General features: G+C 67.5%; 10 protein-coding genes. 5 read left to right on the top strand and 5 right to left on the bottom strand.

Annotated elements, in window-relative coordinates; translation table 11 throughout:
* Positions 1 to 223: 223 nt before the first annotated feature.
* The 3 genes from KOE53_RS11935 (at position 224) to KOE53_RS11925 (ending at position 4,955) form a co-directional block, all read left to right on the top strand.
* Positions 224 to 1,747, top strand: a complete 1,524-nt coding sequence (locus KOE53_RS11935; RefSeq protein WP_188045809.1) for a SpaH/EbpB family LPXTG-anchored major pilin — start codon at positions 224 to 226, stop codon at positions 1,745 to 1,747.
* Positions 1,748 to 1,831: 84 nt separating this feature from the next.
* Positions 1,832 to 4,036 carry a DUF6923 family protein gene (locus KOE53_RS11930; protein ID WP_188058631.1) on the top strand — a complete coding sequence of 735 codons (2,205 nt, stop codon included), beginning with the start codon at positions 1,832 to 1,834 and terminating at the stop codon, positions 4,034 to 4,036.
* On the top strand, positions 4,029 to 4,955 hold the full coding sequence (locus KOE53_RS11925; protein WP_215401707.1) for a class C sortase: 927 nt from the start codon (positions 4,029 to 4,031) through the stop codon (positions 4,953 to 4,955). The genes KOE53_RS11930 and KOE53_RS11925 overlap by 8 nt, the downstream gene beginning before the upstream one ends.
* Here KOE53_RS11925 and KOE53_RS11920 read toward each other — a convergent pair.
* A complete protein-coding gene (locus KOE53_RS11920) occupies positions 4,952 to 7,684 on the bottom strand; it encodes an AAA family ATPase (protein ID WP_188058630.1) in 2,733 nt (910 codons plus the stop codon). The genes KOE53_RS11925 and KOE53_RS11920 overlap by 4 nt on opposite strands.
* A 127-nt stretch (positions 7,685 to 7,811) precedes the next feature.
* Between KOE53_RS11920 and KOE53_RS11915 the strand changes: the two genes are divergently transcribed.
* Together KOE53_RS11915 and nagA are read left to right on the top strand one after the other, a co-directional pair.
* Positions 7,812 to 8,537, top strand: coding sequence for an SOS response-associated peptidase (locus tag KOE53_RS11915; RefSeq protein ID WP_188058629.1), 726 nt, complete (start codon positions 7,812 to 7,814; stop codon positions 8,535 to 8,537).
* Positions 8,538 to 8,591: 54 nt separating this feature from the next.
* A complete protein-coding gene (nagA, locus tag KOE53_RS11910; RefSeq protein WP_188045805.1) occupies positions 8,592 to 9,803 on the top strand; it encodes an N-acetylglucosamine-6-phosphate deacetylase in 1,212 nt (403 codons plus the stop codon).
* Here nagA and KOE53_RS11905 read toward each other — a convergent pair.
* From KOE53_RS11905 to KOE53_RS11890, 4 genes are read right to left on the bottom strand one after another with little or no spacing between them, the layout of a single operon-like run.
* Positions 9,790 to 10,701, bottom strand: a complete 912-nt coding sequence (locus tag KOE53_RS11905) for an ROK family protein (RefSeq protein WP_188058628.1) — start codon at positions 10,699 to 10,701, stop codon at positions 9,790 to 9,792. The two genes, nagA and KOE53_RS11905, sit on opposite strands and share 14 nt — an antisense overlap.
* Positions 10,698 to 12,227: a glycoside hydrolase family 3 N-terminal domain-containing protein gene (locus KOE53_RS11900; RefSeq protein ID WP_353055650.1), complete on the bottom strand. Its 1,530-nt coding sequence runs from the start codon at positions 12,225 to 12,227 to the stop codon at positions 10,698 to 10,700. Before KOE53_RS11900 ends, KOE53_RS11905 begins: the two co-directional genes overlap by 4 nt.
* Positions 12,224 to 13,159, bottom strand: coding sequence for a carbohydrate ABC transporter permease (locus tag KOE53_RS11895; protein WP_188058627.1), 936 nt, complete (start codon positions 13,157 to 13,159; stop codon positions 12,224 to 12,226). Before KOE53_RS11895 ends, KOE53_RS11900 begins: the two co-directional genes overlap by 4 nt.
* Positions 13,156 to 14,067 carry a carbohydrate ABC transporter permease gene (locus KOE53_RS11890; protein ID WP_353055649.1) on the bottom strand — a complete coding sequence of 304 codons (912 nt, stop codon included), beginning with the start codon at positions 14,065 to 14,067 and terminating at the stop codon, positions 13,156 to 13,158. The genes KOE53_RS11895 and KOE53_RS11890 overlap by 4 nt, the downstream gene beginning before the upstream one ends.
* Between the last annotated feature and the right edge of the window lie 43 nt (positions 14,068 to 14,110).

The following is a 14,110-nucleotide window of genomic DNA, read 5'->3' as shown; positions in this document are numbered from 1 at the left end:
CCCCCCGGGGGTATCAACGGCCTCTGTTGTGCGCCGTCGGCGCCTCTCGCCACAGGTGTAGAAGTGGGTGTAGACGATGGGGGTCAGTCGTTACTTACGACGTTAGATGAGTACAGAAGTCATGCGCTGAGGTATTCGGCGAGCAGTGTTGCTGAAGATTCGCCGCTGCACTTCATTTGCCAGGTGGTGCGTTCTGCACCAATCTCGAATGGAGCCGAACCCCATGAAGAACCACAAGACCTCGCGCGTCGCAGCGCTGCTGGGCGCGTTCGCGCTCAGCGCTGCTGCATTGACGGGTGGCGCCACCGCAGCATTTGCCGAGCCCCCGAGCTTCGGGAACATCGATTTCTCGAAGCCCGGCTCGTTGACCGTGCACAAGTACCTGCATCAGACGGGTACCCCCACCGTCGGCGACATCAGCGCCGCTCCCGACGCTGATGACTACACCAATCCGGTCGCGGGCGTCGAGTTCACGGTCTACCCGTTGCTCACGACGCTGGGCGCTGAGATAGACCTGGAAGACCCAGCCACCTGGGATTCCCTGAACGCGATCGTCCCGGGCGCTGGGTGTACCGCGCCCGCTGGATACTCGATCGGTACCGGACAGGTCATGCCCCTGACGAGCGCCACTGGCACAGCGACCCAGGCGTTGCCGATCGGCGTATACATGGTCTGCGAGACCGATGCGCCCTCGAATATCGTCGACCGGGCAGCGCCGTTTGTCCTCACGGTGCCCATGCCCCACGAGAACGGCTGGGTGTACGACGTACACGCCTTCCCGAAGAATGGCGCGGGCACGCTCGTCAAGACGGTCAAGCCGATCGGACCCGGCACCGGACTCGGGTCTACTCTGACCTTCCCCGTGACGATGACGATTCCCCAGCAGGAGAACGCCTGGACCAAGTTTGAGATATCCGATGCCTTGGACGCGCGGCTCGAGCCGGTCGGCACGGGTGTGCAGTCCGTCAAGGTCGGCACGCAGGTGCTCGACGCGAGCTACTACTCGGTCGGGGCCCCCATTGCAGACAACACCGTCAAGGTGACCTTCACTCCGGCGGGTATTGCCTGGTTGAATGCCACGCCGAAGGATGCGCAGGCGGGCAGCGTCATCACGATTGAGTTTGTCGCCACGGTGGTTTCGATTGGCTCCGGCGTCATTGAGAACGTTGCCCAGTTCAGCAACACACCGGGGCAGTCGCTCGACTCAAACCCCGTGACCACCCGATGGGGCAGCATTGAGGTCCTGAAGCGCGCGGCCGGCACTCTGGACGCAAATGGTGTGCTCAAGGGCGCCGAGTTCGAGGTGTACAACGCCGATCTCCCGTACGCGCCAAACTGTGGCGTAGCAAAGCCCGTCGAGAACGAAGGCCCCATCAGTGTCGGTGGCGCGACCAAGTTCGTCTCCGATGCAAACGGCGTCGTCACGATTCCTGGCCTGTTCGTGAGTGACAGCGTGAATACATCGATCAACGCGAGCCAGCGGTGCTACGTGCTCAAGGAGACGAAGGCTCCCGCAGGGTACGTGCTGCCCTCGAGCGCATTCACCCCGGTGCAGGTCAAGACAGGCGTGACCACGATCGCGAGCAACTTCAACCCCGTGATCACGAACACCCAGCAGGACGTTCCCGAACTGCCGCTCACCGGTGCTGCGGGACAGGTGCTGCTGGTTGCGGCGGGCATCGCTGGCGTCGCCATCGCCGGTGGCCTGATGCTGGTGAACCGCCGCCGCACGCGGGCACAGCTCTAGCTCAGGTCACTCTGCGGGGGTGCATGATCACCTGAGCGCCCCCGCAGTCCGTTGGCACAGTTTTCGAAAGCGTAAGGCCGCACTATGCGTCGCAGCACCGCAGGATCCCGACCGACGACCCGTCGGTTACGCGCCACTCGCGCGTTGCTGGTGCTCGCTCTCGGACTCTCGACGTTTGGCGGGCAGGCGCTGGTTGCGGCTCCCCCGGCGCAGGCGGTTGCGAAAGACTCCTTCGACCCCAATAGGCCGCAGGTGTTCGTCGGCCAGGGGGATCCGACGACCCTCTTTGCTGGCCAGCAGGGAGTCGGCACCCTTGTGCTTGACAACCTGGGCTTCCAGAACACGCTTCAGTTCAATGCCATGGGCTACAACACGAACGACAATCTGCTGTACGCGATTCAGAAAGGCGATGCAGCCGGAAACAGGCTGGTGCAGATTGGGCGCAAGACCAAGGCCGTGTCGACCGCCCCCGATGCCATGATCGCTGAGGTACTCGGATCAGTCGTCGGGCTTCCGGCAATCACCAACCCCAACGACTCGTACATGCAGGGCACTTTCGGCGGTGAAATAACGAACAACAATTTCCTCTACGTGCGCAGCTACGCCGCGGACAGCCGGTTGTGGGAGGTCAACGTCGTGCCCAATGACAACGGCCAGTACACGGCGGAACGAATCGATCTCAAATCCCCAGTTCCTGGCGTCGCCGATATCGTCTGGAGCGGGCATGCGATCTGGGGAGTCTCGAGCACCAGAATTTATCGCATTAACCCCGATGAAAGAGATGTTGCCAGCTGGGCTATTCCGGCCGCTGGCCCCCTCGCCGCTCTGCGCGGCAAGACCTTCGGCGCAGCGTGGACGCTCGGCAACGGCAACCTGCAGCTGTCGGACAATGCGTCTGGAAATCTGTATCAGATCGCCATCGAAGACCCCAACGGAGACAGCCCAACCTTCTCCCTCGTGGGCACGACTAGGGGGACGAGTAGCAGCAACAACGACGGTGCTTCGTCGCCCGGTGCGCCGGTTGACCTCGAGATCGTGAAGACTGGGCCGGCGGAGTACGCTCCGGGCGACGCCGTTCGGTACACGATGACCGTGACGAATCACGGCCCCGGCCAGTCGAGCGGCAGCATCGTGACCGACCGGATTCCGGATGAGCTGGTCGACCCGGCCACGACAACCCCCGGGTGCACCATCAGTGCTGTGGAACGTGAGCTCAGCTGTGGACTGAGCGCGCTCGCTGCCGGGGCAAGCACAGAAATCGTGGTGACGGCCGCCGTCAAGACGTCTCTGGTAGCGCCGCTGCCGAACATCGTGAACACCGCGCAGGTGCTGGGCAATGAGGCGGATCCCAACCTGAACAACAACTCGAGCACTACCACGGCGGTGCCTCACCCCGGCAGACTTGTACTCGCGAAGACGTCAAACCCGGCGTCGGGCACGACGATCGTCCCGGGGCAACTCGTGCAGTACACGCTGACGTTCACAAACGCGGGGCTCACCCCCGTCGACGTGAACCATGTCGACCTGCTGCAGGACGTAGTCGACGACGCGGAGCTTGACGGAGCAATCGTCAGCCATGCCGCACTCACGGCCGCCTCGCAGCCGCTGAACCAGCCGACTTCTGCGCTGCATATCACCGGCGAGCTCAACGGGGGCGTGACCGCCACGGTGACCTACTCGGTGCGTGTGAAGACCGTGCTCCCGAGCCACGCGACCGGCAAACTCGGGAACTTCCTGATGGCGCTCGGCGAGGAGCCCCCGCCCGTCTGTGCTCCTGGCAGCACACACTGCACCGAGCACCCGGTGCGGGTGTCGTTGTCGTGGAACAAGGTGAACGATCACACGCCGGCCCAGTTCTTGGCGGGCTCGGCGTGGACCTTGACGCCGTTCGACCGCGCGGCGGTGCCGATGCTGGACCCGTCGAGGGCGATGAGCGTGGTTGACTGCGTCGCGGCCTCGGCAGCCGAGTGCACGGGGCCCGACTCGAACCCTGCGGTGGGCAAGTTCACGGTCCGTGACCTCACGATAGGGAAGTATCGCCTGACCGAGTCGCAGGCCCCGGCAGGATATCTCCGCATCAGCCCGATCGACATCGAGGTGTACAGCGAGCTCGACTACGGCAATATCGTGAACCGGCAAGCGCCAGTGCCGACGCTCCCGCTGACCGGCGGAATGGGAGCGGCCGTGTTCTGGGGCAGCACCGGCGGCCTCGGCCTGCTGGCCGTGGTCGCCCTGATCCTGCAGCGCCGCAAGATGCGCCTCGCAGGGCGAGCGCAGCAAGATGCGTAGTGCCGGGGGACACGGCTCTGGCCCGCGGCGGGGCGGCGGGCCGAAGCAGGGATGGCGCCCGAGCATCTTGACCATCGGGGTCGGCGTGATCTTGCTGGCTGCAATGGTGGCCGGCCTGTACCCCATGACCGCCGCCTGGCTGTCGTCCTACAACCAGTCGCAGGCCATTCGCGAATACGGTGAGGCGGTCAGTCGGGTGCGCCCGACCGCGGCAGAGCAGTTGGCGACGGCGCACGCCTACAACGACGCGATGAGCGCCGGGGTGTTGCTGGGGGCGAACGCCAACATGCCGGTCGGCGAGGGCGTGATGACCGACGACTCATTTCGCTACGACGATATCCTGCGGGCCACTGACGACGGGATCATGGCGCGCATCAAGATCCCGAGAATCGGCGTTGATCTTCCGATCTATCACGGCACGAGCGATGAGGTGCTCCTGCTCGGGGCCGGGCACCTTGAGGGGTCGAGTCTTCCCGTGGGCGGTGTCGACACGCACTCCGTCATCACTGCGCACCGCGGGCTCGCGAACGCGACCATGTTCAGCAATCTCGACGGGGTCGAGCTGGGGGACCGGTTCACGGTCGAGGTGTTTGGTGAAGTACTGACCTATGAGGTGCGGGCGAAAGAGGTTATCGAACCCGCCGAGACCGACTCGCTGCGGGCGGAACCCGGGCATGACTGGGTGACCCTGATTACCTGCACGCCGCTCGGCATCAATTCGCACCGCATCGTCCTCACCGGCGAGCGGGTGACTCCGACGCCGTCTGAAGACTCGAAGCGCGCGGGCGACGCACCGACGATCCCGGGCGTTCCCTGGTGGGCGCTCTATGCCACCGGAGGGCTGACGGTCATTGCCACCTACGTCTCACGCCAAGGGTTCGCCGACGCGAAACTGCACGCAAACCGGGGCAACCGCTAGTGGGGGTTCGGTTCGACCGCAGCCGGTCGTTGCTGCACGAGCAGTCCCATGCGGGTGGCCTGCAGGATCGCCTCCTCGCGACCTCCCACCTGCAGTTTTCGATACACCGCGAGGCGATGCCGCTTCATCGTCGCTGGAGCGATCGAAACGTGCTCGGCGGCGGCCGCGAGCGACGGATGCGTCACCATCGTCTCGAGGGCGCGCTGCTCCATGGTGGTGAGGCGCTCTCGCACCACGCCGCGCGCCTGTATCGGGACGCGGTCGATGCGCTCGACGAGGTCGTACGCTCCAGCAGCCCGCGCTGCGACGGCGATCGCTCGCAGGGGCTCGAACGGGACCGTGCGGAACATCATCGACAAACCGTTGCGCTCGACGAGCTCACCCGCATGTTTCAGGGACTCGATTGCCTCGTCGCGCAGGCCACATCCCCACGCAGCAATTGCGGCCATCAAGAACTTATCGATGCGTTGCCGCTTCGAGATGCCGGCGAGACCAATCTGCTGGACCTCGAGCAGTGCGCGAACGTTGTCTCCCGAGAAAAGGGAGAGCCGGGCTCGCTCGATCTGCACGAAGAGATTCTCCGCGGGCAACGAGCGCAGGATCCGCCCGGAGATGGTGAAATCCCCGAGCGTGGTGTTGAGCATTGCCTGGTACAGCGCGAGATACCCGCCCCAGACGCCGACGCCGTGTCGGGCGCGCTCGATCTGCGAGATTCCGGCCCGCAGGTGCGGAATCGCCCAATCGGGGCCGCGCAGATACCGGGTCGCCTCAACGTCCGCCATGAGGATCATCGGCCACTGTTCGAAGCGATCGTTCCACGGTGCGACGCGTGCCATCGCCTGGGCGAGCATGTCCGCATCGAGGGACTCGTAGGACAGGTGTGCTCGGGCGACCTCGCCGTTGATCCAGCTCAGCGACGGGGCGCTCACGCCGGACTCTTCCTGGAGTGCGTCGGCTTGGGCGATGATCTCGGCGGCGACGATGAAGTCCCCGTCGTCGGCCTCCACCAGGGCGAGGCCGTACAAGGCGGCGAGGCGCCACGCGGCGTGCCGGCTCGTGACGCCGACAGCCGGCGGGACGAGGTCACTCGAAGAGACCTGTATCTGATGGTCGAGGCGTTGCCAGACGCGCCGGGCGAGCGCTCGGTCGCCACCCATGAAGGCGGTGAACCCCAGCTCCTCGAGGAACACCGGCTGGGTGCCAGGGCTGTCTCGGTGATCCTGCCCCGGAACCTCCTCGGGGGAGTGCGCGCGCGACATGATGAGTGGCTCGAGTTCACGGGCGATCGCGAGGGCACTGGGCATATTTCCACCCAAGCGCTCGCCGATCATGACTTGCACGCGATGCGCGATGGCGAGCGTCGGAGCCGAGTGCAAATCTGCTTCGAGGCGGCGCGATGCCCCCTCTTGCATCAGCCGCGTCAGGCGGTGCAGGTGTTCGTGCGAGACGGTGCGATCTGAGAACTCTAGGAGCATCCGGGCCGCGGCGAACGTCGGGAACTCCCGCAGCGTTTCATCCGTGAGGGGACGCAGGAGCCGGGTGCACTCCTCGCCGCGATCGGTGAGTGTGGTGAAGTGTGCGGCGAGTACCGCTTCCGCATCGGCAAGAGACGAGGACTCGAGATACATGCGGAGCGCGCTGAGCGGATCCTGTGAGGCGCGCTCACGGGCGGAGCCGCGCAGGAGCGTCGCGTGGTCGAGTGCACTGTAGGAACGCCGGGCAAGGTCGGCAAGCCCGGCCCGAATTGCGGGGTGCGCTCGATACACCGTTCGGTGAGTCAGCCCGGTCAGCGACAACAGCCCGTGCTCGAGCAACGGTTGAATCTGCAGGATCGCTTCGTCCTCGGTCGATTCCAGGAGTTCAGCCGCTTGCTCCAGGCTGATCGTGTCCAGCACCGATGCGGCGAGCATCACGGCACGGGCTTCGTCGTTCAGGAGATCGAGCGAATCGATCGCCAGGCGTGCCAGCTGCGGATGCAGCGCGGGGGAAGCTGACGCACGCTCGGCGCTTGACGGCCGCGAAGAAGCGACCGCATCACGGGACTCTGCGCGCAGTACCGCGCTCGCCGCACGGGGCCAGCCGCCCGTGAGCTCAAGCGATTGACGCAGGCGCGAGTGCAGTGGCGTGCGGCAGTGGCACGCGAGTGTTCCGAGTTCCTCCGCGTCGAACGCAAGTTCCTCCGGACCGATCGTGAGTACTTCGTCGGCAAACAGGGGACCGTCAAGGAGGCGCACGCTTCGGGCGAGTACCACCAGATGAATACGGGCGCTCGCGCCGCTGAGCTCGAGCAACGCGAGGTCGGTCTGAGCGTCGCTGACGCGATGGTAGGCGTCGATGACCAGTATGAGGGGTGCGGGCAGGAGTGAAACGTGGTTGAGGACCCACTCGTGCGCTCGCGATTCGTCGTCTGGTTCGCCAGTGGGGTGCGGGCGCTCCTCCAACTGCGCACGCAGGTGTCGCCAGAACGACGATTTGGTCCTTGCCGTCGTGTGGATCCAGAGTGTCCGATACTCGTGCGCCGGAAGAGAGTCCAGCAGTTGTTTCGCGAGGGTGGACTTCCCGTAGCCGGCCGGGGCATTGAGCAGGATGAAGCCGGCGGGACCGCCGTCGGACGTGCTCAGCCTGAGCCGGAGGCGGGGGCGATCGAGCAATTGTGCGGGGTCCACCGCAGAATTCGCGCGCATCAGACGGCCCCCAGTCGTGTCCTGTTGCAGCGCCCCCCAGCTCATGCGGGATTTAGTGTAGCCGGTGGCCTCCCCGTTTCGGCCCGCGCCCGAGGAACTCCCGCATCCAATCGGCGGCGATGTCGGGCCTGCGCATGGGTTCCGTGTCGGGCGTCGGGCGTACCCTGTGCACATGTGCGGCAGAGTTGTGGTGGACTACGAAGGGATGGCGATCGGCGAGTCCGATCGGGACATCGTCCGGTGGGTTGGCGAGGGGCTCGAAGCCCTCGGCACGCCGCCCACGCCGAGTTGGAACTTGGCCCCCACGCAGCCGGTGCCGCTGTTGATCCGCCCGCGAAAGGCGCCCGAAACGCATCGCGTTGAGCTTGCCCGGTGGGGCATCGTCCCGCCCTGGGAGAAAGCCTTCGGTACGAAGTACCCAACGTTCAACGCGCGCATCGAGAGCGTCGCCGAGAAGCGCACATTCGCGACCTCGCTGGTCGCGCGACGGTGTGCGGTTCTGACGACTGGGTACTACGAATGGCTGACCGAGGGAAAGGTGAAAACCCCGCACGTCATCGGCGGGCACGGCCTACTCCCGCTCGCCGGCCTCTACTCCTGGTGGCGGGAGCCCGGTGCACCCGAGGGGGAAGGGTGGCGGCTCTCGGCGACCGTGCTGACGCGCGAGTCCACCGGGCCCCTCGCGTCGATTCACGACCGCATGCCGGTGTTCCTCGACGACGCGCTCGCCGCAGACTGGCTCGACCCCGAGCAGCGTGCCGATCACGCCATGCTGGGAGCGGTGTCGGGCGGCGCCGAGCGCGTTGCCGCGTTGCTCAACCCGGTCGCAGTCCGGCCGATCACGGGCGACGGGCCAGAGCTCATCGTGCCGCGTGCTGAGCGAGAGGAGCGCGCCTAAGATTCCTGCTCAGAAGTACTGCGGGCGGGGGCCTCTCCTGAGTAATGTTGGGGCATGACCTTCGCCCCGGCCGAGCTGATCCTGCATCGAGCACGCAAGGTGGACGTCGACGGCGAACATCCTGACGCCTGGATCGCGGTGACGGACGGGCGGATTTCCGGTGTGGGCACCGGCGGCTGTTGGAGCTCCCTTGTGGGGGACGCGACCGTGGTGGTTGACGCCGAGGGTGACCGGGTGAGCCCGGGTCTGATCGACCTGCACATGCACGGTGGGGGAGGGGCCTCCGTCGACGACGGGGCCGCCTCGGCGCGAGCGGCGATCGCCACCCATCGGGCGCACGGCACGACCCGCTCGCTGCTGAGCTTTGTGTCGGCTCCGGTCCCTGAGCTGATTGATCGCCTCGGCTGGGCGAGCGAGCTCGTGGCGGAGGACCCGACCGTCCTCGGGGCGCACCTCGAGGGGCCGTTCTTGTCGCCCGAGCGGAAGGGCGCACATCGCCTGGAGGCGCTCTGCGCGCCAGACACGGACGTGGTGACCGCCCTGATCGAGGCGGGGCGCGGTGTGTTGCGCCAGATCACGATCGCGCCCGAACTGCCGGGAGGCCTCGACGCCATTGCGGCGTTCGCCGCCGCCGGGGTGGTCCCGGCCATCGGCCATACGGCCGCCGACCTCGAGCACACCGAGCGCGCCTTCGACGCTGGCGCCCGGCTGCTGACCCACGCGTTCAACGCCATGCCCGGGCTCGGTCACCGTGACCCAGGCCCCGTGGCGGCCGCGTTTGATCGGCCCGAAGTCACGCTGGAACTGATCCTCGACGGGGTGCACCTCGATGCGCGCATCGCGGCGCTTGCGTTCGCCCTCGCGCCCGGCCGCGTCGCGCTCATCACCGACGCCATGGCCGCGGCGGGCGAAGCTGACGGCGCATACCAGCTCGGCGGGCAGGACGTCTCGGTTGCGGAAGGCGTCGCGAGGCTCTCAGGGACCGACACGATCGCAGGATCAACACTCACCCTCGACCAGGCAGTTCGGCGCGCGGTGACGGATGCACACTGCACCCCGAGCGCCGCGGTCGCCGCGGCGACCATGACCCCGGCGCGCCTGTTGGGGCTCGACAGGTCCGGCGGCGAGCTCCGGCTCGGCGCCCTCCGGCCGGGATTCACCGCCGACCTCGTGCGCTTCGACGCCGACTGGAACGTGCGCGACGTGTGGGTCGCCGGGGTGCGCGAGGACGCGCGCCGGCTCGAGCTTCGGGCTATGCCCCGATAATTGCGGCGCCGACCGCGGCAGCCGACGAGTGCTTCGGGAGCACGCGCACTCGGCGGGGCAGGTCGAGCGCCGCGAGGAAGCTCGACTGCTCGGCCCACTGCTCGAGGGTCGCCCGAATGCCGCCGATGAGTGGTTCACCGAGCAGGCGCAGGCCCCCGCCGATGATGATCGACTGCGGGTCGAGCGAGAGGGCGAGCACGCGCACGCACGATGCGGCGCCCTGTACGAGGCGCGCCACCACCGCGGCTGCCTCAACGTCGCCCGCCTCCATGGCGCGCACGACGTCTTGTGCCGGGTGTTCGCCGCCGTGCGGCCAGGCGCGGGAGATCGCCGAGCCGCTCGCAACCGTCTCGAGGCAGCCGAACTGTCCGCACGGGCACGCATAGCCGTTGGGATCGATGGGCAGGTGGCCGATCTCGCCGGCGACTCCGTGAGCACCGCGCCACGGGGCGCCGTCGACGACGATTCCTGCCGCGAGGCCCGTGCCGAGGTTCAGGTAAGCGATGGTGCCGTCGAGCTCGAGCAGATGGTTCGCGCCGAGCGCCGCGGCGGTGACGTCGTTCTCGACGCGCACGGGCACGCCGACCAGCTCGGAGAGGAGGCGACCGAGCTGCAGCTCGGCGAGGTCCAAGTTGAACGCGTGCCGCACCTCACCCGTTTCACGGTCCACGGCTCCGGGGATCCCGATGCCGATCGAGGCGAAAGCCGACAGCGGCCGGCCGGTCTGGAAGCTCAGCCCCCGCACCGCGCGCTCGGCGGTCGCGAGCACGCGCTCGGCCCCGAGTTCGGTCGGCATGCGGAGCCGCCCGACGAGCCGACCATTGGGGTCAAGCGCCACCGCCTCGGTCTTCGTGCCGCCAATGTCCAGGCCGACGCGCAGCAGGGTGGGGGTAGTCATCTCGGATCCTCCTGAACGAGCGAGAGCAGGGCGGCGCCGACGAGTCGGGACGCGCCATAGGTGGCGAGCTCGGCGTACCCGCGGTCGGGCCCGGGCCAGCCGGTGTCGATGGTGAACACCGATGCTCCGCTCTCGCGGAGTCCGTCGATGCCGTCGCGTGCGAACTCGTGTCGATGCAGGTCTCGCCCCAGCACCAGCACGGCGTTCGCGCCGCAGTCCCAGGGTATCGGCGTCTCGGCGTTGACCGGGACCAGCGTGCGCGCCAGAAAGTCAGACGCGGCCGTGCGGGCGTCGGCCGAGTCCGCGGGTCGCAGCGCGGCAGCGAATGGCCCCCACGGGGCGACGCCCACCGCGATGTTCGCCTCGGTGTCGACCCGCACGATCGCCGCGCCGGGGTGTGCGGCGATCCACGCCCGCGCCTCGGTCACCCCGCGAAACGACGCCAGCACACGCTGTACCTCGTCCTCCTCGGGGAACTCGGCCAGGATCGCGGCCGCTGGTCCGGGCTGCTCGTCCGCCGCGGGCAGCGGGCTCGCGAGCGCCCGCACACGGGCCGCAGCCTCCCGCACGCGCGCGGCCGGAAGCCTGCCGGCGTCGACCGCGGCGAGCAGGACGGCCTCGATCTCGGCTAGCTCCCCGTCGGTGTTCTCGGTGCCGATGCAGAGGAGGTCGCAGCCGGCGGCCAGCGCGCGCACCGCCGCCTCGGGGATGCCGATCTCCCCACTCGCGCCCCGCATGTCGAGGGCGTCCGAAACGATCACCCCGGTGAAGCCGAGCTGATCGCGGAGCAACCCTTGCAGGATGGGGGCGCTGAAGGTCGCGGGCCCTGCGGGGTCGATCTGGGGGAGGAGGATATGCGACGTCATGATGCAGCGCGCGCCCGCGTCGATGGCGGCGGCAAACGGCGGCAGGTCGCGCGCAGCGAGCAGCTCGGGCGACGCGTCGACGACGGGTAACGCGAGGTGCGAGTCCTGCGCAGTATCCCCGTGACCCGGGAAGTGCTTGGGGCAGGCGGCGATGCCGGTGCCCTGCACGCCGCGTACCCAGGCTGCCGAGTGGCGCGCGGCGAGCGCGGGGTCCGCCCCGAAACTGCGCACGCCGATGACGGGGTTTCGCGGGTTCGCGTTCACGTCGACATCGGGGGCCATCGTGAGCGTGCAGCCCGCGGCGCGAAGTGCCTGGCCGACGCGTGCGGCCACCTCGGCGGTGTAGCCAACATCGTCGATGCGGCCGAGCACGGCATTGCCGGGGTAGGGCGATCCCTCGGTATAGAAGAGTCGGGTGACGTCGCCGCCCTCCTCATCGATCGCGATGACCGACTCGGGGTTCGCGGCGCGCACCGCGTCGGTGAGCGCGCGCAGCTGGGCGAGCGTGTCGACGTTGCCGCCGAAGATGGCCACGCCGCCGAGCCCGCCCGCGAGCCGCCGTTCGAGCCAGGCCGGCAGGGTCGTGCCGACGAAGCCGGGCATCAGGGTCGCGCGAACGTCGCGGAGCAGCTGGTCGTTCGGCCGCTGATCCCCGGTCACCCCTTCACCGCCCCGCTCACGAGCCCGCTCGTCATGCGCCCCTGCACAAACATAAAGAAGACAATGACCGGGAGGGCGACGAGGGTCGACGCGGCCATCACCTCGCCCCAGTCGATTGCCCGCGAGGCGGACTGCTGGATGAACCCGCGCAGCCAGAGCGGAAGGGTCTGCGAACTGGAGTCCTGCAGGATCACGAGCGCGACCGTGAACTCGTTCCATGCCTGCAGGAAGGCGTAGACGCCACTGGCGACGAGCCCCGGGGCGAGCAGGGGAAAAGTGATGCGCAAGAACGCCTGTGTGCGGCTGAGGCCGTCGACCATCGCGGCCTCCTCGAGGTCCTTCGGGATCCCGGCGACGAACCCGCGCAGCATCCAGATGGTGAAGGGGACAACGGCGGCGATGTAGATGATGCTGACGCCGATCACCGAGTTCAGGAGTCCGAGTGACCCCATGAGCTTGTACTGCGCGATAAACAGCCCCTCCGCCGGTAGCATCTGGATGAGGAGTACCGCCACGACGAAGCTCTTGCGGCCGCGGAACCGGAAACGGCTGATGGCGAGCGCCGCGAGGAAGGCGAACGCGAGGCAGAACACCACGGTGATCAGTGCGACGACGACCGAGATGCCGAGCGCGGGAAAGAAGCTGCCGCTCGTGAGTACCGAGGCGAAGTTGTCGAGGGATCCGCCAAACGGCAGGAAGGTCGGCGTGGTCTTTTGCAGGACGACGTTCGGCAGCAGCGACGAGTTGATCATCCAGTAGACGGGAACCGCCCAGACGAGGGCCACCGCGACGCCGAGCACGCCCAGCAGGATCCTGGCGGGGCGCCGTCCGCGTCCGCGCCCGCGGGCGGAGACGACTTTCAGCGGGGCCGTCGCCGATGCTTCGGGGGAGGCCTCGGCGAGGGTCGCGGGCCGGGAGAGTGCGTGGGTCATGAGGCTGAGTCCTCCTTGAGCAGGTGGCGGACGTACGCCCAGCTGAGCGCGATCGTGAGCACGAGCACGAACATCGAGACGGCGCTCGCCATCGCAAAGTCGCTCGAGCCAACTCCGAGTTGGTAAATGTAGGTGCCGAGCAGGTTGGTTTCGCTCTGAATGGAGCCCTGATCCTGCAGGAGCTTGATCTGTGTGAAGACCCGCAGGTCCCAGATCAGCTGCAACAGGAAGACGATCCCGAGGACGGGCCGCACGAGCGGCAGGATGATGTGCCGCAGCCGCTGCCAGCCGCTCGCGCCGTCCATCTGCGCGGCCTCAAGCACCTCGCCCGAGATCTGGGTGAGGCCGGCGTACACGGAGAATGCGACGAACGGCACGCTCATCCAGACGACGATGATCATCGCGACAAAGAAGAATGACAGTGGCTCGGCGAGCCAGTTGTGGCCGTTGAACGGCAGGCCGGCCTGGGTGAGCAGCCAGTTGATCATGCCGCGGCGCCAGTCGAAGAGCCAGTTCCAGATGGTCATCGCAGCAACGACGGGCATTGCCCAGGCGAGCAGGAGCGAGATCTGCAGGGTGATGCGTACAGCGGCGCTGACCGAGCTCATGAGGAGGGCAAGCAGAATGCCGATCGCCATCGTGACGGTCGCGGTGACCGCGCAGAAGGCGACCGAGCGCGCGACCACGACCCACATGTATGGGTCGCTGAACAGCGTGAGGTAGTTCTCGAACCAGACAAACGGCGCCGGCTGGCCAAACTGCTGGGCCAGGCCGAAGCTGTGCATCGAGGTCGATACCTGCCACAGCACGGGGTAGCCCAGCGCGACGAGCACGATCACGATGGCGGGAAGGAGGAGGAGGTAGGGGGTGAGGCTTCGCCTGCGTGGGCGGGCTGCGGTCTGGCTCACGTGCGCCTCGATTCGTGTGGGGTGCCAGGATACGGCGGGCGGG

This window comes from Leucobacter sp. CX87 (genome assembly GCF_018682295.1).
Lineage (GTDB): Bacteria > Actinomycetota > Actinomycetes > Actinomycetales > Microbacteriaceae > Cx-87.
Note: the sequence above shows the minus strand (reverse complement) of the source record. Positions and strands in the feature narration are given on the sequence as shown.

Bases quoted from the DNA above. Each gene is read 5' to 3' on its own strand.
- KOE53_RS11935 (WP_188045809.1), top strand. From the start codon at position 224: ATGAAGAACCACAAGACCTCGCGCGTCGCAGCGCTGCTGGGCGCGTTC.
- KOE53_RS11930 (WP_188058631.1), top strand. From the start codon at position 1,832: ATGCGTCGCAGCACCGCAGGATCCCGACCGACGACCCGTCGGTTACGC.
- KOE53_RS11925 (WP_215401707.1), top strand. From the start codon at position 4,029: ATGCGTAGTGCCGGGGGACACGGCTCTGGCCCGCGGCGGGGCGGCGGG.
- KOE53_RS11920 (WP_188058630.1), bottom strand. From the start codon at position 7,684: ATGAGCTGGGGGGCGCTGCAACAGGACACGACTGGGGGCCGTCTGATG.
- KOE53_RS11915 (WP_188058629.1), top strand. From the start codon at position 7,812: ATGTGCGGCAGAGTTGTGGTGGACTACGAAGGGATGGCGATCGGCGAG.
- nagA (WP_188045805.1), top strand. From the start codon at position 8,592: ATGACCTTCGCCCCGGCCGAGCTGATCCTGCATCGAGCACGCAAGGTG.
- KOE53_RS11905 (WP_188058628.1), bottom strand. From the start codon at position 10,701: ATGACTACCCCCACCCTGCTGCGCGTCGGCCTGGACATTGGCGGCACG.
- KOE53_RS11895 (WP_188058627.1), bottom strand. From the start codon at position 13,159: ATGACCCACGCACTCTCCCGGCCCGCGACCCTCGCCGAGGCCTCCCCC.